Origin of the sequence: Nonomuraea sp. NPDC049269 (assembly GCF_043197155.1) — a bacterium.
Classification (GTDB): domain Bacteria; phylum Actinomycetota; class Actinomycetes; order Streptosporangiales; family Streptosporangiaceae; genus Nonomuraea.
On the sequence record NZ_JBICSO010000013.1, the window covers coordinates 76,700 to 94,501 of the forward strand.

Below are 17,802 nucleotides of genomic sequence, written 5' to 3' on the forward strand. Positions count from 1 at the left end.
GCGAACCAGCGGTCGGCCTCACTGTGGCAGCCGGGACCTCCGCAGTGTCCGCCGCGCAGAAACCTCTGCCCCGCATCGGCCACCGTCTCCGCGATCCCCGCGCACGCGGGTGGGGATCGCGGAGGGCAGGGGGTTGTCGAGCGCGACGGCGGCCCGTCCGGCCGTCGCGGTGAGGCTGAAGGCCGGGTCAGAGCGGGCGGGCTCCCGGGCCGGTGCATGGTGCCGAGGTCAGCTCTGGGCCTGGAACATCCAGTGCTGTTTGTCGATGTCCTGAGCCACGGCGATGAGCCGGTCCTGGGAGACGGGGTCCGGCTCGTCGGTCGCGGCGATGCGCTCGCGCATCCGGTTGCCGATGCTCTCCAGGATGTCCGTCATCGTCGCCACGACCTTGCCGTCCTCGATCCAGCCGTTCTCCGGCTGCGAGAGCTTGGTGGACTTGGCGACGGTGGCCGCGCGGCCGTCCGGGCTGAGTCCCAGGGCGACGGCGCGTTCGGCGATGGTGTCGGCGTGCTCGCGGGCCAGGGCGGTGAGCTCGTCGAGCTGGAGGTGGATCTGCCGGAAGTGCGGGCCGGTCAGGTTCCAGTGCATCTGCTTGGCGAGCAGTGAGAGATCGATGAGATCGACCAGTGCTCCCTGGAGGGCCGTCGCGACCGTGTTCTTCGCGTCGCCCGAGAGCGGACCGGTGATCGTAGCCATGATGTGTTCCTCCCCGTGGTTCGACATCAGGGTCTTTTGCGTAGAACACCCCACTTACCCGCAGCCTTCCGATTGACACTGCAATAATGACAGTGTAATTGTGAAGGTATGAGCGACACCTGGACCATCCGCGAGCTGGCGGAGCGCGCCGCCGACGCGTTGCGCGCCCATGCGCAGCCGCTCAACGGCCGGGTCCGCGACGTGCCCGGGGAGCGCTTGATCAGGTGGTACACCACGATCGGCCTCGTCGACCCGCCGCTGACCAGGCGCGGCAGGATCGCCCAGTACGGCAAGCGGCACCTGCTGCAGCTCGTGGCGATCAAGCGGCTCCAGGCCGCCGGGCGGTCGATCGCGGAGATCCAGACCGCCCTGACCGGCGCGACGGACACCACCTTGGAGCGGACGGCCCACCCCGAAGGGCCGACCTCGGACGAGGACATTGCCGCAGTGGGGGCCGGCCTGATCCTCAGCGAGGAGGCTCGGGGTGCGGCGGGTCACCCGAACGGTGAGGCGTCCGAGACGGAGATGCCCCAGACGGAGACGCCCGAGGCGGCGGACCTCCTCGACGACTCGGCGGCCGGGTCCAGGAGCCCGCGTGGCCGCTTCTGGGCCGAACGTCCCACCGACGGCACCGGCACCGCCCTTCCGCATCCGCGCCCCGCCGACGCTCCCCATCCCTCCAGCGCCGCCCTGCCCCCTGGCGCCACCGCTCCCGCCGATACTCTCCCGTCCCCCAATGCGGCCATGCCCGCCGGCGTTGTCTGGTCTGCCGGCCCTCCCCCGCCCAGCGGTGCCGGCCGACCCGCGCGTGCCACCCAGCCCAGTGGGGCGCTGGTGCGTGGGGTCAGGCTCGCCGACGGGGTCACGCTCGTGCTCGACGGCGCCGGCCGTACCCCGGCTGAAGACGACATCCAGGCGGTACTCGCCGCGGCGGCGCCGCTGCTGGCGCTGCTCGAAGAGAGGAAGCTGATATGAAGATCACTTCGCTGGAGCCCACCCGGTGCCTGCCGGTGCCGGACGCCGGGTTCGGCGCGCTGCGGACCGCGCGCGGGAACCTGCCCCTGGAGAGCGTGGACGTGTCCGCCGACATTTCCGGATTGGTGGCCGGGGTCGAGGTGACGCAGGGCTTCCGCAATCCGTACGACGTCACGCTGGAGGCCACGTACGTCTTCCCGCTGCCTGACCGCGCGGCGGTGACGGGGTTCAGGATGGAGGCCGACGACCGGGTGATCGAGGGCGTGCTCAAGGAGCGCGGCCAGGCCAGGGCCGACTACGACCAGGCGCTGCGCGAGGGGAAGCGGGCCGCGATCGCCGAGGAGGACCGGCCCGACGTGTTCACGATCAGGGTGGGCAACCTGCTGCCCGGCGAGCGGGTGACGGTCAGGCTCACGCTGAGCCAGCCGCTGCCGTACGAGGACGGCGCGGCCACGTTCCGCTTCCCGCTGGTCGTCGCCCCCCGCTACATTCCGGGCACCCCGCTCGACGGCCCCGGCTCCGGTGACGGCACCGCGCCCGACACCGACGCGGTGCCCGACGCCTCGCGGATCACGCCGCCGGTACTGCTGCCCGGCTTCCCCGACCCCGTACGCCTGTCGCTGACCGCGACGATCGACGCCGCCGGGCTGGACCTGCGCGAAATGGCCTCCAGCCTGCACGTGGTCGAGGAAGAGGTCCACGAAAAAGAGGGCCACGAAAAAGAGGGCCGCACGGTACGGCTGCGGCCCGGCGAGCGGCTGGACCGCGACTTCATCCTGCGGCTGTCGTTCGACGCCTCGACGGCGCTGCAACTGGACGGCGAGGGCGCGTTCTCGCTGACCGTGCTGCCCCCGGCGCTGGAGTCCCCGCGCGCGCCGCGTGACCTCGTACTGCTGCTGGACCGCTCGGGCAGCATGGGCGGCTGGAAGATGGTCGCCGCGCGCCGGGCCGCCGCGCGGATCGTCGACACGCTGACCGAGCAGGACCGGTTCGCGGTGCTGACGTTCGACTCGGTGGTGGAGCAGGCGTTCGAGGGGCTCGTGACGGCCTCGGACCGCAACCGCTACCGCGCTGTCGAACACCTCTCGCGAGTGGACGCCCGCGGCGGCACCGAGCTGCTGGAGCCGCTCCGCCAGGCCATCTCCCTGCTCCACGACCAGGCCGGGCGGGAACGCGTCCTCGTGCTGGTCACCGACGGGCAGGTGGGCCACGAGGACCAGATTCTGGAGCAGACCGGCGGCGCGCTGTCGTCGATGCGGGTGCACACCGTCGGCATCGACCGGGCGGTGAACGCCGGGTTCCTGGGCCGGCTGGCCGGCCTGGGCGCGGGCCGCTGCGAGCTGGTCGAGTCGGAGGACCGCCTGGACGCCGCAATGGAACAGATCCACCGGCGTATCGGTGCGCCCCTGGTGACCGACCTGTCGCTCAAGGACCTCGACGTGGAGCCCGGCACGGTCACCCACCTGGGCTCCATCTTCCCCGGCGTCCCGCTGCGGGTATACGGCCGCTACCGGAACGGCTCGTCGGTGACCGTACGCGGGCTGGCCTCGGGCACCCCGTGGGAGCAGCAGGTGACGGGCACCGTGGCCGACAACCCGGCGATCCGCGCCGTCTGGGCCCGCGCGTACCTGCGCGAGCTGGAGGACCGCTACGCCATGGGCGAGCACGAGCTGGAGGCGCAGATTGTCCGGGTCTCGTTGGAGAACGGCGTCCTGTGCCGCTTCACCGCCTATGTGGCGGTCGACACCAGGAAGGTGGCGGAAGGCGAGCCGGAGCACCGCGTCATCCAGCCTGTGGAGCCCCCGAGCGGCTGGGAACTGCCGCAGAACCCGCCGATGATGCCCTTCATGGCCCAGGCCGCGGTGATGGCCGCGCCGTCGTTCCGCGCCATGTCGGTCCCCGACCCGGGCTTCGCCCCCGGCCAGGGCCACGGCTTCGCGGGCGGCGCCCAGGAGACGGGCGCTTCAGACATAGCCGCTCCGGGCGCTCCGGGCGCTCCGGGCGGTGGCGCGGGCCGCGGCTTTGGTGGCGGCTCGGCCGGTGGGCGGATGAGCCCGCCGCCGCCGTTCGCCCCGCCTCCGGCTCCGCGTCCGGGCGCATCCGGGCTGGAGTCGGTCAGGACGCAGCTGGTCGTCGAGCTCGACCGGCTCAAGGCGCTGGTCGGCGGTCCCGACCCGCTCTACCTGGCGGACCTGGGCTCCCGGCTCTCGGCGCTGGCCGCCTTCCTGGGCGGGCACTCGGAGCTGTCCGCCCTGGCCCAGGAGCTGCAGGCGGCGGAGCTGCCGGGCACCGACGCCGAAGCTCTGAGAACGCGCGCCATCGAGGTGCTCACCACACTCACCAGCGGATCGCCCTCTCCGAGCCCGTCCTCACCAAGTACGCCCCGCCGCCCGTTCTGGAAGCGCACCTGACAGGACCGGCGATCGACCCGTGGCGGTGTCCGGAAATTTCCGGACACCGCCACTAGTGAGCATCGGACCGGACGCGGCTACAAGATCGGCGTCCACTCCTTGAGCAGCACCACCTCATACCCGTTCACCGCCGTATACGGATCGCGCCGGAGGATCTCCCCCAGCTCCCCCTCATCGCCCACCTCGTACACGTGCAACGCTCCACTGTCATCCGCCCACGGCCCCGCCGTCACCAACCGCCCCTCATCGCGAAGCACCCGCAGATGCTCCCGATGCGCGGGCCGGGCCGCCAGCCGCCTGGGGTCGCCGTCGAACGCCAGCTGCACCACGTATCTCGCCATACCCGCACGTTAGGCCCGCCATCGAGACGGCCGCCGCATCACCGGGCACAGCCGTGGTGTATCACCTGATACATGACGCACACGCTGGCCGCCCTCCCGATGTTCCGCGAGCTGGGCCAGGAGGGGCTGCGCAGGCTGGAGGCCGTGGCACGGCTGCGGCGCTATCCGGCGGGGCAGGTGCTCTGCACCGAGGGCGACCCGGCTGACCAGCTGATCGTCCTGCTCGACGGCCGGGTCAAGGCGGGGCGGGTGAGCGTGGACGGCCGGGAGGTGGTGCTGGCCGTGGACGCCGCGCCCGTGGCGTTCGACAAGACGACGCTCCTGGTGGAGGGCACGCACCGGGCCACGGTGACAGCCGTCACGCCGGTGGAGGTGGCCTACCTGCCGCGCGTGGCCGTACTGGAGGCGATCGCCACCGAGCCGTCGGTGGCGGCCCGGCTGATGCGTACGCTGGCCGAGACCGTGCGCGACCTCGACGAGCGGCTCACCGACGCGGTGGTGCTGGACGTCTCCGCGCGGGTGGCCAAGTGGCTGGTACGGCACAGCGAGGGCGGCCGGGTGCGGCTGCATGCCGGGCAGGCGGGGCTGGGTGCCGAGATCGGCGCGACCAGGGTGAGCGTCAACCGGGCCCTGCGCTCCTTCGAGCGCCGCGAGCTCGTCGAGATCGGCGACGGCGAGGTGACGGTGAAGGACGCAGAAGCGCTCGCCCGCATCGCGAAGACCACCCCGGCCGACACCGGCGGTAAAGTTCGCCGGAAATACGAATAGGCGTCTTTCGGAGTCCGGCGGCCTGTTCTATCGTCACCGTACATGGCGACCTCTCGCGCACCGCTGCGCTTCGCCGAGGCGGTCTCCGCCACTGTTTCCGCGGCCCGGGAATCGGGTTTCTTCTTCGATTTCGACGGCACTGTCGCCCCCATCATGAACGACCCGGACGCGGTACTCCCCGTTCCCGGGGCGGTGGAACGGCTGGGCGCGCTGTCGGAGCTGTTCGCGCGCGTCGCCGTCGTCTCCGCGCGCCCCGCCGCGTTCCTGCGCGAACGCTTCTCGGCCGCCCCTGGCGTGCGACTCTTCGGCCTGTACGGCCTGCAGACGGTGGTCGGCGGCGAGATCAGGAACGCCGGGGAGGCCGAGCCGTGGGCGCCGGTGATCCGCCACCTGATCGCCGACGCCGCCCGCGAACTGCCGGGCAAGGTGCTGGTGGAGGACAAGGCGCTGATGGTGGCGCTGCACTACAGAGCGGATCCGGCGCTGCGTGGCGTGGTGGAGAGGTGGTCGTCGGCGAAGGCCGCCGAGCTGGGCCTGGCCGAGCAGCTGGGCCGGATGGTGGTCGAGCTGAAGCCACCCGTGCCCGGCGACAAGGGCACGGTCGTCGCGACGGAGACCGCCGACCTGACCAGGGCCTGGTACTTCGGCGACGACCTGTCCGACATCCGCGCCTTCGAGGCACTGCGTACGCGCGAGGAAGGCGATCCTGAGTTCATCGGGGTCAGAGTGGCGGTGGCCAACACGGAAACAGGAGACGACCTGGCGCGGCAGGCGGATTTCACTGTCTCCGGCCCGGCGGACGTGCCGGCCATGCTCGACGAGATAATCCGCGCTTTCCATGACAAGCGGGATTCCCCATAAAAGTTATGTGATTAATTCGAGCCGTTCACCGGGCGGCCACCAACCGGGAAAGTCCTGCCCGGTGCGCGGGGCACCATACTCTGGACGGGTGAGCACCCTTGTCCTGGACGGCGGCCTGGCCACCCGTCTCGAAATGCTCGGCGCCGACCTGAGCGACGAGCTGTGGTCCGCGCGGCTGCTGCTGGAGGATCCGGCGCTGATCCGGCGCGCGCACGCCGACTACTACGCCGCGGGCGCCGACGTGGCCACGACCGCGAGCTATCAGGCGTCGTTCCCGGGGTTCGTCCGGCGCGGGCTCGACGTGGCGCAGGCCGAGCGGCTGATGAGGCTCTCGGTCGAGCTGGCGGCCCAGGCCCGCGACGAAGCCGGGGGCGGGCTGGTGGCCGCCTCGATCGGCCCTTACGGGGCCTACCTGGCCAACGGCGCCGAATACACCGGCGACTACGACCTCGACGAGCTGGGTCTGCTCTCCTGGCACCGGCCGCGCTGGGAGATCCTCGCCTCGGTCGGCCCCGACCTGCTCGCCTGCGAGACCATCCCGTCCTACCCGGAGGCGCGGGCGCTGGCCAGGCTGCTCGCCGAGACGCCGTCGGTCAAGGCGTGGGTGAGCTTCTCCTGCCGCGACGCCGCGCACCTCAACGACGGCACTCCGATCGGCGAGGCCGCCGCTCTGTTCGCCGGCAGCTCGCAGGTGGTGGCCGTCGGGGTCAACTGCACCGCGCCGCGCCACATCTCCGGCCTCATCGGCGCGCTCTCCGGCGGCCTGCCGGTGGTCGTCTACCCCAACTCCGGCGAACGCTGGGACTCCGGGCAGGGCCGGTGGCTCGGCACCGCCGACCCCGTCGAGTACGGCCAGGCGGCCGAGGAGTGGCAACGGGCCGGCGCCTCGCTCATCGGCGGCTGCTGCCGTACCACTCCCGAGCACATCAAGCAGATCCGCGCCCACGTCTCCTGAGCGTCCCGCCGCAGCGAGCGCCGGCGCGGCAGAACGGGGACCGCAGCACGCCGCGCCGGTCACGCTGCGCTGGTCAGGCCGTGACGCTCTCAGGCGTGCGGCGGCGGGACAGCAGGCGGTCGAGGGCGAGCGCGCCGCCGCCGCTGAAGCCGATGGCCAGCGCGCCCGCCGCCAGCGACAGGACGAACTCGTAGCCGCCCTTGTCGGCCCCGAACCCGTTGGCCCCGTGCACGAACACGATCGCGCCCACCATGTCGAGCGCCAGCAGGGCCCCCACCACGGGCAGCGCCACGCCGAGGATCAGCGCCAGGCCGCCCGCGACCTCCAGCACCGCCACCGCCGGAGCGGCGGCCGCGGCCAGCGGGATCCCGGCCGACTCGAAGAACTTGGTGGTCCCGGCGATCCCCATCGTGGCGAACTTCTGGTAGCCGTGCACCAGGAAGATCCCCCCGACGGCCACCCGGGCGATCAGGAGCGCTACGGAACGTGACTGGTCAAGCATGCGAACTCCAATGACAGTTGTTCAGATTTGAACCAGCACTCTAGCGGGAAGTTCAAATCTGAACAACAAGTACACTGGACGGTGTGACCGACCCCCGCTGGCTCGACGAGACGGAGATGGCCGCCTGGCGCGCCTTCCTGTCCACCTCCCACCTGCTTGAGCGACGCATCGAAGAGCAGCTCAAGGCCACGGCCGGGTTGACGCACCCGCAGTACGAGATCCTGGTACGCCTGGCAGACGCCCCCGGCCGCCAGATGCGCATGACGGAGCTGGCCAGGGGCGTCGTGGTGTCGAAGTCCGCGCTGACGTACCAGATCGGGCAACTGGAGCGGGCGGGCCTGGTCGAGCGCACCACCTGCCCTTCCGACGAGCGGGGTGTGCTGGCCGTGCTGACCGAGGCGGGCGTCAGCTGCCTGGAACGCGTCGCGCCCGGCCATCTGGAGGTCGTGCGGGCCTACCTCATCGACCGGCTGACCCGCGGTGAGCTGGAGACGATGACCACCGCCATGTGCAAGACGGAGCAGGCACTGCGGCAGTGACTGGTCAACCCTTGGCGGCCCGGGCCGCGCGCTCCATCTCGACCTTGGCGCTGGCGGCGTACTTGTCGACGTACTCCTGCTCCGACAGCTCCATGAGCGCGTACATGATCTCGTCGGTCACGGCGCGCAGCACGAGCCGGTCCTCCTCCATCCCGTAGTAGCGGGAGAAGTCGAGCGGCTTGCCGAACCGCACCCCGGGCCGGATCCCGAGCTTGGGCAGCGGGTGGCCGGGCGGCATCATCTCGAAGGTGTTGACCATGGCCCACGGGATCACCGGCACCCGCGACATGAGGGCCAGCCGGGCGACGCCCGTCTTGCCCTTGTACAGGCGGCCGTCAGGTGAGCGGGTGCCCTCCGGGTAGATGCCGAGGATGCTGCCCTCGCTCAGCACCCGCATGCCGGTGCGCAGCGCGGCCTCGCTGGCCTTGCCGCCCGAACGGTCGATGGGCACGGTGCCGACGCCGCTGAAGAACAGCCGGCTGAAGAAGCCCTTGATGCCGCGCCCGGTGAAGTAGTCGGATTTGCCGAGCGAGATGACCTTGCGGCGCAGGTGCAGCGGCCCGAAGAAATGGTCGGCGAACGACAGGTGGTTTCCGGCCAGGATGGCCGGCCCCTGCCTGGGTACGTTCTCCACACCTTCTGCCCACGGCCGGAAGACGACGCGGAGGAACGGCCCCAAGATGGCCTTGACCACCCAGTAGAACACCCGGCCACCTCTTCTCGAGAGCGCTGTCAGCAAGCAAAGTCATCTTCGCATCTCACGACGGATGCTCCTACCTCACCTCTCGCACAATCCCCCTCGATCGTGCGACGATCGGGCAATTCCGGGATGAAATCCCTTCGAGGAGCTGTTATGCCGCTCATGCCAGGCGCGGAGCCCTATCACCATGAAGCAGGTCAGGTCGGTGTACTGCTGTGCCACGGCTTCACCGGCACGCCGCAGTCACTGCGGCCCTGGGGCGAGTATCTGGCCGGGCACGGGGTGAGCGTCTCCCTCCCCCGCCTGCCCGGACATGGCACCACCTGGCAGGAGATGAACCGTACCCGCTGGGAGGACTGGTACGCCGAGGTGGAGAAGGCGTTCGAGGACCTCCAGGGTCGCTGCGCGGAGGTGTTCGTGGCGGGCCTGTCGCTGGGCGGCTGCCTGGCGCTGCGGCTGGCCGAGGTGCACGGCGAGGCGATCAGGGGCGTCGTGGTGGTCAACCCGTCGATCACCAGGGACGCACCGCTGCTGATGCTGGCGCCGGTGCTCAAGTGGTTCCTGCCGTCGGTGCCGGGGGTGGGGAACGACGTCAAGAAGCCGGGCGTGACCGAGCTGGCCTACGCGCGCACGCCCGTGAAGGCGGCCGCCTCGCTGCCCGGCCTGTGGTCGCTCGTCCAGGGCGACCTGGTGAAGGTGACCCAGCCGCTGCTGGTCTTCCACAGCACGGAGGACCATGTAGTGAAACCGACAAGTGTGGCGATCATTCGCCAGAACGTACCGCAGGCCACGATCGAGGAGCTTACCGATAGCTACCATGTTGCGACGCTGGACAACGATGCCCACAGGATCTTTGCCGGTAGCCTCGACTTCATCCGGACACATGCCTCGGTACCCTTGCAGAGGGACTGATCGCACCCAGGGGGAAGTCGCGATCGCTGCGGAGAGGCCGATCTAGGTGACGCCCCAGAGTGACGAGGACGAGGTCTGGCGGCAGATCGTCGCGTCCTTCAACGACACAGCCGAGCCCGACTCGGCCCACCAGCCATGGCCGGACAGCGAGAACGTCCCGGTCGAGCCCGCCCACCGGGTGGTGAAACCAGCGGCCGACGAGGACGCCGACCTGGAGGCGGAGCAGGGCGACGAGGACGATGACCTCGACGAGGACGGTGAGGGGCGCTTCGAGCCACCGGTGCCGCCGCCCCTGCCCAAGCTCGACCTGCCGACCAAGCTGGCCTGGGTGGCGCTGTTCGGCGGCCCGGCCTATCTCCTGGTCGCCGCGATGGCCAACTGGCAGATGGAGGGCTGGGCGCTCTTCACCGCCGTGGCCGCGTTCATCGGCGGCTTCGTGGCGCTGGTGGTGCGGATGGGCGACGGCCCGCCCAACGACTCCGGGTGGGACGACGGCGCCGTGCTTTAGGGCCGGCCTCCAGGAGGCCGGCTAGGAGTTCAGCGACGGGTCCCTGGGCCCGAACGACTCCACCACGTCGGTGTAGCGCTCACGGGCGTCCACGGCATGGCCGACCGCCCAGACCGTGCCCTTGCCCGCGAGGTAGGTGGCGGCCTGCAACCGCACACTGTCCTTGCCCTTCGCGGCGTCGCCCCGGATGATCTCGCACTCACTCTTCTCGCAGCGCATCATGAACGGCTCGGCGGCCCGTGACGGGTCGAAACCGGAGATCCAGAAGCGGCCCTTGCCGTCGCCGGTGACGCCGTAGAGACGCGACTCGGTCACGGGCAGCTGCTCCCGCTGCCAGCGCTTGCCGTTCCACGACAGGACGAGCGGGTCCACCTCGCCGTCGCTGCGGTAGACGCCGCCCACGGCCAGCGCCCGTTTGGGGCCGTCGACCTGGATGTCGCGCAGGTAGCCGCCGGGGAGGTCGGGCACGCGCATGGGCTTCCAGGTGTTGCCCGACAGGTGCATGATCAGCGGTGCCCGGCCGGTGTCGCCGACGGCGAACCCGTTGGACACACCGTAGAGCGCGCCCGGCTCCAGGACCTTTCCGTCGTCGTCCCTGGGGGATTCCTGGGTGGTCCACTCGCCGCCCTGGCCGGTGAGGATGAGCCAGGAGTTGTCGCGGCTGCCGACGGCCACGACCCGCCCCGGCCGGGCGTCGATGCCGCCGAGCCAGTCGCCCCCGCGCATCCCCTGCGCCCTGACCCGGTCGAAGCCGCCCGCGTCGCCGTGGGCGAGGTAGGGCAGGCCGTCGTGGCCGTCGCCCACGGCCCACACGTCGGACGGCGAGGTGGCGGCCACGCCGCGCAGGTTGCCGGCGCCGGTGGCGTCGCGCAGGGTCACCTCGGACCAGCTGGTGCCGTTCCAGTGGCGGACCGTGCCGCGGTTCTTCCACACATCCCAGATCTCCTGCTGTCCGACGGCCCAGACATCACCCGAAGAGAGCGCGGTCACGTCGGAGAGCGAGCCGTCGGCGTCCAGGCGGACGCTCGTCGACTGCTGCCACGCCTCAAGCGTGGCGGGGTGAGGATCGGCATGCGCGGCGGGCGTGACCTGCGACAAGGCCACGGACGTCGCCAAGATCAGGGTGAGCGCACGCCGCTGAAAGCGACGGGTCATGAGCAAATGCTACGGGTTCGCGACCCACCCCTGCTCCGTTAGGGTCCTACTCGCAGCTCGGCGAGCACCGGCAGGTGGTCGGTGGCGGCCCCGAGGTCGGTCTCGGAGGCGTCCGCGCCGCCGCATGAGACGACCGTCAGAGAGCGCGCGGCGAACACCGCGTCGATGCGCTCGCGCGGCTGCCGGGCCGGGAAGGTCAGCCCGTCGCCGCGGGGCGCCGCCGGATGGCAGTCGGCCAGTTGCCCGGCCAGATAACGCCAGGTGGGCTCGGTCTCCTGCTCGTTGAGGTCGCCGCCGATCACGATGGCGGCGCCGTACGCGCCCGCCGCCCGCCGCATCAGCGTCATCGCCTCGTACGCGTGCCGCAGCCTGGCCGCGCGGTGGAGGTCGAGGTGGATCGAGCCGACGGCCAGCGGCACCCCCGCGACGCGCAGGATCGCGACGGCCAGCCCGCGGATCTCCAGGCCGAGGAACACCTTCAGCGCGTGGTGCTCGGCCGCCAGCACCTCGATCCCGGGGCGGACGAGCACGGCCACGCCGCCGAGCCTGCCTCCGGCCGCCACCCGCAGGCCGCACGTCTGGGCCAGCTCGCGCCGCCGGCCGCGCCAGTTGAGGAAGCGCGGCGCCTCCTGGAGGCACAGGACGTCGGCGCGCATCGACTCGATCACGCGGACCAGCGCGGGCACGCTGTCACGCAGCCCGCGGACGTTGTACGTGGCCACGCGGAGCATCGCGCGGGAACCGGTCAGCGCAGCCTGGCGAGGTCGGCCGCGCCGACGAGTCCCGCTGAGGCGCCCAGCTCGGCCAGCCTGATCTCGGCGAGCGGCCGGTGCCCCCTGCCCGTGAGCCGGCGGGCGAACGTCTCGCGGGTCCGGTCGAGGAAGAACTCGGCCGCGCGCGAGACCCCGCCGCCCACGATGAAGCAGCCCGGGTCGAGGACCGCGGCCAGGTCGGCCATGCCCTGGCCGAGCCAGTCGGCGATGCTGTCGAACGCGAGCAGGGACGCCTCGTCACCCAGCTTGGCCGCCTCGGTGACCTCCTCGCCCTCGATCGTGCCGCCCGCCAGGCCGAGCAGGATCTCGGCCCGCCGCGGCTGCACGGCGGCGATGTGCCTGGCCTCGGCGACCAGGGCGTTGCCGCTGGCGTACTGCTCCCAGCAGCCGATCTGACCGCACCCGCACAGTCGCCCGTGGGGCACCACCTGCATGTGGCCGAGCTCGGCTCCCATGCCCCAGTGGCCCCTGAACAGCTTGCCGTCGAAGACGAAGCCGCCTCCGATGCCGGTGCCGACCGTGATGCAGACGATGTGCGACTGGCCGCGTCCCGCGCCGAACTTCGCCTCGCCCCAGGCCATGGCGTTGGCGTCGTTCTCGATGACGACCGGCAGCCCGATCAGCCCGCTGATCTTCTTCTGCAGCGGCTCCTCGCGCCAGGCGAGGTTGGGGGCGAACCGTACGATCGACCGGGTCTCGTCGACGAACCCTGCCGCGCCCACGCCGACGGCCTCGATCTCCCTGTCCTGGGCGAGCTCGCGCACGACCTCGGCCACCGTCGCGGCGACCTGGTCGGGCCGGTCGGCCGGAGTGGGCTTGAGCGCCTGGGCGACGATCGTGCCGTCGTCATCGACCACGCCCGCGGCGACCTTCGTGCCGCCGATGTCCACACCGATCGTGAGCATGCCCCTGTATCCCCTCTATCCCAAATCAATGTGTTCTACGTTGTCGCGGCGCTGATCGCCGCTCTGATCGTCGCGCGGCCTGCGAGGGGCCGGCCTGCTCAGCGCGTCGATCGTCTGGCGGAAGGCGGCGAACAGCTCGCCACCGGCCGCCACCAGGTGCCCGGCGACGTCGTTGCCGGACTCCCGCTGTGCCGCTATCGCCCGGCAGACCGGGCAGGCGCGGCAGATGTACTCCTCGTGGGGCTCGGACACCGCCTCGCTCCACACGTCCTTTTCCCTGCTGCCGCCACCGCTTCCGCCTCCGGTGAACGAGTTGAGGACGGTCCTGCCGACCTGGCGGGTGGCCCGCCCCTGGATGGTGTCGAACAGCTTGCGTGCCTCGTCCGTGACGGTGCCGATCGGGTCTCTGTCGTTGCGCTCAGTCATCTGGCCCTCCTGCTGTGAACCGTACCCGGAGGACGCCGTCGCGGAGCGCCGCGCCGCTGATCCTCCTGCGTGCCAGCGCTGCCGGCAGGGCCAGGATCCGCCGGTACGGTCCGGCGGTGATGATCAGCTCGTCACCCTTGCGGGCCAGGTCCACGTCGGCCCGGTCGGCGCCCGGCAGCGCCAGGGCCAGCTCGTCGGCGGACAGCCGCAGCGGCGGCTCCACGCCGGGGTCGGCGAACGGATCCGCCTCGCCGTACATCGCCGCGCCCATCTCGGCCAGCGCGTCCTTGCCGACCGGCTCGGCCGGTAGGTACGGCACGACGTGGATGGGCAGCGGCGCGAACGACTCCTCGGCCTCGGCGAGCAGTCTCGACTGGGCCGCCACCCACTGGGCGCGCCACTGGTCGGCGCCCTCCGCGGGGAAGACCCGGTTGGCGATCACCGCGTCGACGCGGTAGCCGTACAGGTTGAGCGAGGTGAGGGTGCGCCTGGCCTCGGCGAGCACCACCGACTCCGGTGTCAGCACGAGGCGCACCGAGGCGTGCTCGCCGGTGAGCAGCTCGCGTACCTCCAGCAGGCCCCGGTGGAGTCGCTCCCCCGCGCTCATGACCTCCTCGCCGGGCGCGCTGACGTGGGCGACGCTGCGCACGAACGGCGAGACGATCTTCATGATCTTGCGGCCGACCGGCATCAGCCTGGTCATGTGCCAGTCGAGCGCCTCGGGCAGGGCCAGCAGGCGCAGGGTCTCGGCGGTGGGCGCGCAGTCGACGACGATGACGTCCCAGCGTCCTTCGCGGGCGTGCTCACGCAGCTCCAGGAGCGCGATGATCTCCTCGGCGCCGGGCAGGATGGTGATCTCCTCGGAGGTGATCTCGTCCAGGCCCAGCTCGGTGAGCACCCCTCTGGCGTACTCCTGCAGCTCGCCCCAGTGGCGCTCCAGCGTCTTCTGGGTGTCGACCTGGTGCAGGTGCAGCCCCGGCGCGATCTCGCCCGGCTCGACGCCGAGCGCGTCGGCCAGCGAGTGGGCGGTGTCGGTGGACACGATCAGCGTCTTCAGCCCGCGCTTGGCGGCGAGCGTGGCGGTCGCCGCGGCGGCCGTGGTCTTGCCCACGCCGCCCTTTCCGGTGAAGAGCAGAACCCGCGGGCTCACTTCAGCGCCCTTCGACGCGCTTCTTGAGGCCCTTGAGCGCGGTCTCCACGATGACCTTCTCCGCCTTGCGCTTGATCATGCCGAGCATGGGGACCTTGAGGTCGGCGGCGAGCTCGTACGTCACTTCCGTACCATTGCCCGTGTCGGCCAGCAGATAACTCCCCGCCAGCTCGGAGACCATCTTGCCCGGCTCGACGATCTTCCAGCGGACGCTCTCGTCGTCCTGCCAGGTGTAGCCGAGGGTGTAGGTGTCGCTGATCACTCCGGCGTCCAGGACGAACCGCACCGTCTCCGGCCGGCCGTCGGCCCCGGTGCTCAGTATCTCGGCGTTCTTCACCTGCCCGGCCCATTCGGGGTAGGCCGTGAAGTCGGCGATGACGGCCATCACAGCGGCGCGGTCCGCGCCGATGGTGATGCTCGAAGTGGTGCGATCAGCCATGCGACCACCGTACCGGTCTGGTCACCATTCGAGGATGAACGGAACCCCCTTTCCCCGGAAATGACCCACGTTCACACACTCGGTGCGCCCGATCCGGGTGCGCTGGTGAAGTGGCTGGTGCACGTGCCCGAAGAGGGCGTAGCGCGGCTGCGTCCGCTTGATCGCCGCCAGCGTCGCCTCGCTGCCGCGCTCGAAGCGCCTGGCCACCACGTCGTAGAGCAGCTCGGGCACCGCGGGCGGGATGTGGCAGCACAGCACGTCGACCTCGCCGACCGCCTCGACCTTGGCGGCGAACTCCTCGTCGCTGATCTCGTACGGCGTGCGGTAGGCGGTCTTGAGCCCGCCGCCGACGAAGCCGAACCGCCAGCCGCCGATCTCCACGCTCTGACCGTCGAGCACCTGGTGGCCGTCCTGGAGGTAGTCGGGCCACAGGCGCGGGATGTCGACGTTGCCGTAGGTGAGGTAGGCGGGCTCGGGCATGGCCGCGAAGAGCTGCTCGTACTGGGCGCGTACGTTGCGTTCGATGTGCTCGCGCGGGTCGCCGTCGAGGGTGGACCACAGCCGCGCCGACATGGCTCTGGCCTCGTCGAACCGCTTGGCCGTACGGAGCCGGATGAACTCCGCGGCCCGTTCGGCGCCGAACAGGTCGGGGAAGATGCCCTGCGCGTGGTCGTCGTAGTCGATGAAGAGGATCAGGTCCCCCAGGCAGATCAGCGCGTCGGCGCCCGCGCCCGCGCGGGCCAGGGCGTCGGCCCTGCCGTGCACGTCGCTGATGACATGGACCCTCATGCGGGAAATCCTATGAGAGCGGCTGCTAGCGTGAGAATCACCCCTACCCGTGGGTAATTCCACGCGATAGCGGCCATGGCGGTCCACGAAGAGGAGTTGATCCGTGCGCGAGTACAGCGTCCCGGTGCTGGTCGACGTACCTGCCTCCGCGAGCCTGCCCGACACGGTGTTCAGGCGGGCCGAGCAGGAGCCCGGCGCGGTCGTCATGCGGCGCAAGTCCGGCGGCGGCTGGCCGGCCGTCACCGCGGCCGAGTTCCGCGACCAGGTGGTCGAGCTGGCCAAGGGGCTGATCGCGGCGGGCGTCGAGCACGGCGACCGGGTCGCGCTGATGTCGCGGACCCGCTACGAGTGGACGCTGATCGACTACGCGATCTGGTCCGTCGGCGCGGTCACCGTGCCGATCTACGAGACGTCGGCGGTCGAGCAGGTCAGGTGGATCCTGTCCGACAGCGAGCCCAAGGCGGTGTTCGTCGAGCTCGACACGCACGAGGAGACGGTACGCGAGGCCGCGCCCGGCCTGAAGCCCGTCTGGCGCGTGGATGAGACGCTCGACGGTTCCGGAGTGGACGATGCCGCCTTCGAGGAGCGGCGCGCCCGGGTCGGCTCGGCCGACCTGGCCACGGTCGTCTACACCTCGGGCACCACCGGCCGGCCCAAGGGCTGCCAGATCACGCACGACAACCTGCTGTTCACCGCCCGCAACGTGGTGGCCGGCCCCCTGGAGCAGCTCTTCACCGGACAGGGGACGGCAGCCGCCCTGCTGTTCCTGCCGCTCGCGCACATCTTCGCCCGCATGATCCAGGTCGCCATCATCGAGGCGGGCGCGATCCTGGCCCACACCCCGAACATGAAGAACGTGGCCCCGGACCTGGCCGAGTTCCAGCCGACGTTCCTGCTCGGCGTGCCCCGCGTGTTCGAGAAGGTCTACAACGGCGCCGAGCAGAAGGCCATCGCGGGCGGCAAGGGCGCGATCTTCGCCCGCGCCGTCGACACGGCCGTCGCGTGGAGCAAGGCCGAGAGCTCCGGCGGCGCGGGCCTGGGCCTGCGCCTGCGGCACGCCCTGTTCGACCGGCTCGTGTACGGCAAGCTCCGCACGGCCACGGGCGGCCGCCTGTCGGCGGCGGTGTGCGGCGGCTCGGCGCTCGGCGACCGGCTCGGCCACTTCTTCAGGGGCGTCGGCATCGAGGTGTTCGAGGGCTACGGCCTGACCGAGACCTCGGCCCCCTGCTCGGTCAACATGCCGGGGGCCAACAAGATCGGCACGGTCGGCAAGCCGCTGCCCGGCGTGTCGATCCGCATCGCCGACGACGGCGAGATCCTGGCCAAGGGCCGCCACGTCTTCCACGGCTACTGGCACAACGACCAGGCGACGGCCGACGCGATCGACGCCGATGGCTGGTACCACACGGGCGACGTGGGCGAACTCGACGCCGACGGCTACCTGCGCATCACCGGCCGCAAGAAGGAGATCCTGGTGACGGCGGCGGGCAAGAACGTCGCCCCCGGCCCGCTGGAGGACGCGCTCCGGGCGCACCCGCTGATCTCCCAGGCCATGATCGTCGGCGACGGGCAGCCGTTCGTGGCGACTCTGATCACCTTGGACCCGGAGGCGCTGGACCAGTGGAAGACAGCCAACGGTCTGCCGTCGGCCACGCTGAGTGAGCTGCGGGCGGATCCGCGCGTCCTGGCGGAGGTCCAGAAGGCCGTGGACACGGCCAATCGGGCGGTGTCGAAGGCGGAGCAGATCAAGAAGTTCGCGGTGCTGGAGGTGGACATCACCGAGGACAGCGGCCATCTGACGCCGACCCTGAAGATCAAGCGCAGCGTGGTGATGCGGGACTTCGCCGAGGATGTGGACGCTCTGTATAAATGACTACGCTGGGTATAGAAATCGCCACACGCTGTGCCACATTCACTGGCCACTCTTGACTTCCCTGGGCTAGCCTGAGAAGGCAATCGGGACCGGAGATCCTTTACATCCCCGGTCCCTACCTTCG

General features: G+C 70.9%; 20 protein-coding genes. 9 read left to right on the forward strand and 11 right to left on the reverse strand.

The genetic code is table 11. The features are described 5' to 3' along the window. Positions 1-228: 228 nt before the first annotated feature. The gene (locus ACGFNP_RS54330; protein WP_358318435.1) at positions 229-696 is read right to left on the reverse strand and encodes a DNA starvation/stationary phase protection protein; all 468 of its coding nucleotides are present in this window, start codon (positions 694-696) and stop codon (positions 229-231) included. A 108-nt stretch (positions 697-804) separates the two neighbouring features. Between ACGFNP_RS54330 and ACGFNP_RS54335 the strand changes: the two genes are divergently transcribed. Both ACGFNP_RS54335 and ACGFNP_RS54340 read left to right on the forward strand, forming a co-directional pair. Beyond that, the gene (locus ACGFNP_RS54335) at positions 805-1,671 is read left to right on the forward strand and encodes a MerR family transcriptional regulator (RefSeq protein WP_393332027.1); all 867 of its coding nucleotides are present in this window, start codon (positions 805-807) and stop codon (positions 1,669-1,671) included. Next, positions 1,668-4,082 carry a VIT domain-containing protein gene (locus ACGFNP_RS54340; protein WP_393332030.1) on the forward strand — a complete coding sequence of 805 codons (2,415 nt, stop codon included), beginning with the start codon at positions 1,668-1,670 and terminating at the stop codon, positions 4,080-4,082. The genes ACGFNP_RS54335 and ACGFNP_RS54340 overlap by 4 nt, the downstream gene beginning before the upstream one ends. A 77-nt stretch (positions 4,083-4,159) precedes the next feature. On the opposite strand, the gene ACGFNP_RS54345 is transcribed toward ACGFNP_RS54340, so the two are convergent. Further along, positions 4,160-4,423 carry a YciI family protein gene (locus tag ACGFNP_RS54345; RefSeq protein ID WP_358318432.1) on the reverse strand — a complete coding sequence of 88 codons (264 nt, stop codon included), beginning with the start codon at positions 4,421-4,423 and terminating at the stop codon, positions 4,160-4,162. A gap of 72 nt (positions 4,424-4,495) precedes the next feature. Between ACGFNP_RS54345 and ACGFNP_RS54350 the strand changes: the two genes are divergently transcribed. The 3 genes from ACGFNP_RS54350 to mmuM all read left to right on the forward strand — a co-directional run bounded on the left by ACGFNP_RS54350 (position 4,496) and on the right by mmuM (position 7,007). After that, positions 4,496-5,191 carry a Crp/Fnr family transcriptional regulator gene (locus ACGFNP_RS54350; protein WP_393332032.1) on the forward strand — a complete coding sequence of 232 codons (696 nt, stop codon included), beginning with the start codon at positions 4,496-4,498 and terminating at the stop codon, positions 5,189-5,191. A 42-nt stretch (positions 5,192-5,233) separates the two neighbouring features. Continuing rightward, positions 5,234-6,052: a trehalose-phosphatase gene (otsB, locus tag ACGFNP_RS54355; protein WP_393332035.1), complete on the forward strand. Its 819-nt coding sequence runs from the start codon at positions 5,234-5,236 to the stop codon at positions 6,050-6,052. Between the two features lie 88 nt (positions 6,053-6,140). Next, positions 6,141-7,007: a homocysteine S-methyltransferase gene (gene mmuM / locus ACGFNP_RS54360; RefSeq protein ID WP_393332038.1), complete on the forward strand. Its 867-nt coding sequence runs from the start codon at positions 6,141-6,143 to the stop codon at positions 7,005-7,007. A 73-nt stretch (positions 7,008-7,080) separates the two neighbouring features. Here mmuM and ACGFNP_RS54365 read toward each other — a convergent pair whose 3' ends face one another. Next, the gene (locus ACGFNP_RS54365; RefSeq protein ID WP_393332041.1) at positions 7,081-7,509 is read right to left on the reverse strand and encodes a DoxX family protein; all 429 of its coding nucleotides are present in this window, start codon (positions 7,507-7,509) and stop codon (positions 7,081-7,083) included. Positions 7,510-7,592: 83 nt separating this feature from the next. Here ACGFNP_RS54365 and ACGFNP_RS54370 point away from each other — a divergent pair, with 83 nt between their 5' ends. Further along, a complete protein-coding gene (locus ACGFNP_RS54370; protein ID WP_358036442.1) occupies positions 7,593-8,048 on the forward strand; it encodes a MarR family transcriptional regulator in 456 nt (151 codons plus the stop codon). Between the two features lie 4 nt (positions 8,049-8,052). On the opposite strand, the gene ACGFNP_RS54375 is transcribed toward ACGFNP_RS54370, so the two are convergent. Further along, a complete protein-coding gene (locus ACGFNP_RS54375) occupies positions 8,053-8,754 on the reverse strand; it encodes a lysophospholipid acyltransferase family protein (RefSeq protein WP_358318428.1) in 702 nt (233 codons plus the stop codon). Between the two features lie 147 nt (positions 8,755-8,901). On the opposite strand from ACGFNP_RS54375, the gene ACGFNP_RS54380 reads away from it, so the two are divergent. Both ACGFNP_RS54380 and ACGFNP_RS54385 read left to right on the forward strand, forming a co-directional pair. After that, entirely contained in the window at positions 8,902-9,660 is a 759-nt protein-coding gene (locus ACGFNP_RS54380) for an alpha/beta fold hydrolase (protein ID WP_358318427.1), read from the forward strand. Between the two features lie 46 nt (positions 9,661-9,706). Next, positions 9,707-10,168: a hypothetical protein gene (locus ACGFNP_RS54385; protein WP_358318426.1), complete on the forward strand. Its 462-nt coding sequence runs from the start codon at positions 9,707-9,709 to the stop codon at positions 10,166-10,168. A 21-nt stretch (positions 10,169-10,189) separates the two neighbouring features. On the opposite strand, the gene ACGFNP_RS54390 is transcribed toward ACGFNP_RS54385, so the two are convergent. From ACGFNP_RS54390 to ACGFNP_RS54420, 7 genes are read right to left on the reverse strand one after another with little or no spacing between them, the layout of a single operon-like run. Beyond that, positions 10,190-11,323, reverse strand: a complete 1,134-nt coding sequence (locus tag ACGFNP_RS54390) for a hypothetical protein (protein ID WP_358318425.1) — start codon at positions 11,321-11,323, stop codon at positions 10,190-10,192. 38 nt (positions 11,324-11,361) lie between these two features. Further along, complete coding sequence (locus tag ACGFNP_RS54395; RefSeq protein WP_393332048.1) at positions 11,362-12,054, reverse strand: endonuclease/exonuclease/phosphatase family protein; 693 nt, start codon at positions 12,052-12,054, stop codon at positions 11,362-11,364. 14 nt (positions 12,055-12,068) lie between these two features. Then, positions 12,069-13,001: an ROK family glucokinase gene (locus ACGFNP_RS54400; RefSeq protein ID WP_358318423.1), complete on the reverse strand. Its 933-nt coding sequence runs from the start codon at positions 12,999-13,001 to the stop codon at positions 12,069-12,071. 15 nt (positions 13,002-13,016) lie between these two features. After that, entirely contained in the window at positions 13,017-13,427 is a 411-nt protein-coding gene (locus ACGFNP_RS54405; RefSeq protein ID WP_358318422.1) for a DUF5304 family protein, read from the reverse strand. Further along, complete coding sequence (locus ACGFNP_RS54410) at positions 13,420-14,577, reverse strand: ArsA family ATPase (protein WP_393332052.1); 1,158 nt, start codon at positions 14,575-14,577, stop codon at positions 13,420-13,422. Before ACGFNP_RS54410 ends, ACGFNP_RS54405 begins: the two co-directional genes overlap by 8 nt. Before the next feature lies 1 nt (position 14,578). Beyond that, complete coding sequence (locus ACGFNP_RS54415; protein ID WP_358318420.1) at positions 14,579-15,016, reverse strand: SRPBCC family protein; 438 nt, start codon at positions 15,014-15,016, stop codon at positions 14,579-14,581. Between the two features lie 21 nt (positions 15,017-15,037). Continuing rightward, the gene (locus tag ACGFNP_RS54420; RefSeq protein ID WP_358318419.1) at positions 15,038-15,805 is read right to left on the reverse strand and encodes a metallophosphoesterase; all 768 of its coding nucleotides are present in this window, start codon (positions 15,803-15,805) and stop codon (positions 15,038-15,040) included. Positions 15,806-15,908: 103 nt separating this feature from the next. Here ACGFNP_RS54420 and ACGFNP_RS54425 point away from each other — a divergent pair, with 103 nt between their 5' ends. Next, positions 15,909-17,678: an AMP-dependent synthetase/ligase gene (locus tag ACGFNP_RS54425; RefSeq protein ID WP_393332056.1), complete on the forward strand. Its 1,770-nt coding sequence runs from the start codon at positions 15,909-15,911 to the stop codon at positions 17,676-17,678. The last annotated feature ends 124 nt before the right edge of the window (positions 17,679-17,802 follow it).

Bases quoted from the DNA above. Each gene is read 5' to 3' on its own strand.
- ACGFNP_RS54330 (WP_358318435.1), bottom strand. From the start codon at position 696: ATGGCTACGATCACCGGTCCGCTCTCGGGCGACGCGAAGAACACGGTC.
- ACGFNP_RS54335 (WP_393332027.1), top strand. From the start codon at position 805: ATGAGCGACACCTGGACCATCCGCGAGCTGGCGGAGCGCGCCGCCGAC.
- ACGFNP_RS54340 (WP_393332030.1), top strand. From the start codon at position 1,668: ATGAAGATCACTTCGCTGGAGCCCACCCGGTGCCTGCCGGTGCCGGAC.
- ACGFNP_RS54345 (WP_358318432.1), bottom strand. From the start codon at position 4,423: ATGGCGAGATACGTGGTGCAGCTGGCGTTCGACGGCGACCCCAGGCGG.
- ACGFNP_RS54350 (WP_393332032.1), top strand. From the start codon at position 4,496: ATGACGCACACGCTGGCCGCCCTCCCGATGTTCCGCGAGCTGGGCCAG.
- otsB (WP_393332035.1), top strand. From the start codon at position 5,234: ATGGCGACCTCTCGCGCACCGCTGCGCTTCGCCGAGGCGGTCTCCGCC.
- ACGFNP_RS54365 (WP_393332041.1), bottom strand. From the start codon at position 7,509: ATGCTTGACCAGTCACGTTCCGTAGCGCTCCTGATCGCCCGGGTGGCC.
- ACGFNP_RS54380 (WP_358318427.1), top strand. From the start codon at position 8,902: ATGCCGCTCATGCCAGGCGCGGAGCCCTATCACCATGAAGCAGGTCAG.
- ACGFNP_RS54390 (WP_358318425.1), bottom strand. From the start codon at position 11,323: ATGACCCGTCGCTTTCAGCGGCGTGCGCTCACCCTGATCTTGGCGACG.
- ACGFNP_RS54395 (WP_393332048.1), bottom strand. From the start codon at position 12,054: ATGCTCCGCGTGGCCACGTACAACGTCCGCGGGCTGCGTGACAGCGTG.
- ACGFNP_RS54400 (WP_358318423.1), bottom strand. From the start codon at position 13,001: ATGCTCACGATCGGTGTGGACATCGGCGGCACGAAGGTCGCCGCGGGC.
- ACGFNP_RS54405 (WP_358318422.1), bottom strand. From the start codon at position 13,427: ATGACTGAGCGCAACGACAGAGACCCGATCGGCACCGTCACGGACGAG.
- ACGFNP_RS54415 (WP_358318420.1), bottom strand. From the start codon at position 15,016: ATGGCTGATCGCACCACTTCGAGCATCACCATCGGCGCGGACCGCGCC.
- ACGFNP_RS54420 (WP_358318419.1), bottom strand. From the start codon at position 15,805: ATGAGGGTCCATGTCATCAGCGACGTGCACGGCAGGGCCGACGCCCTG.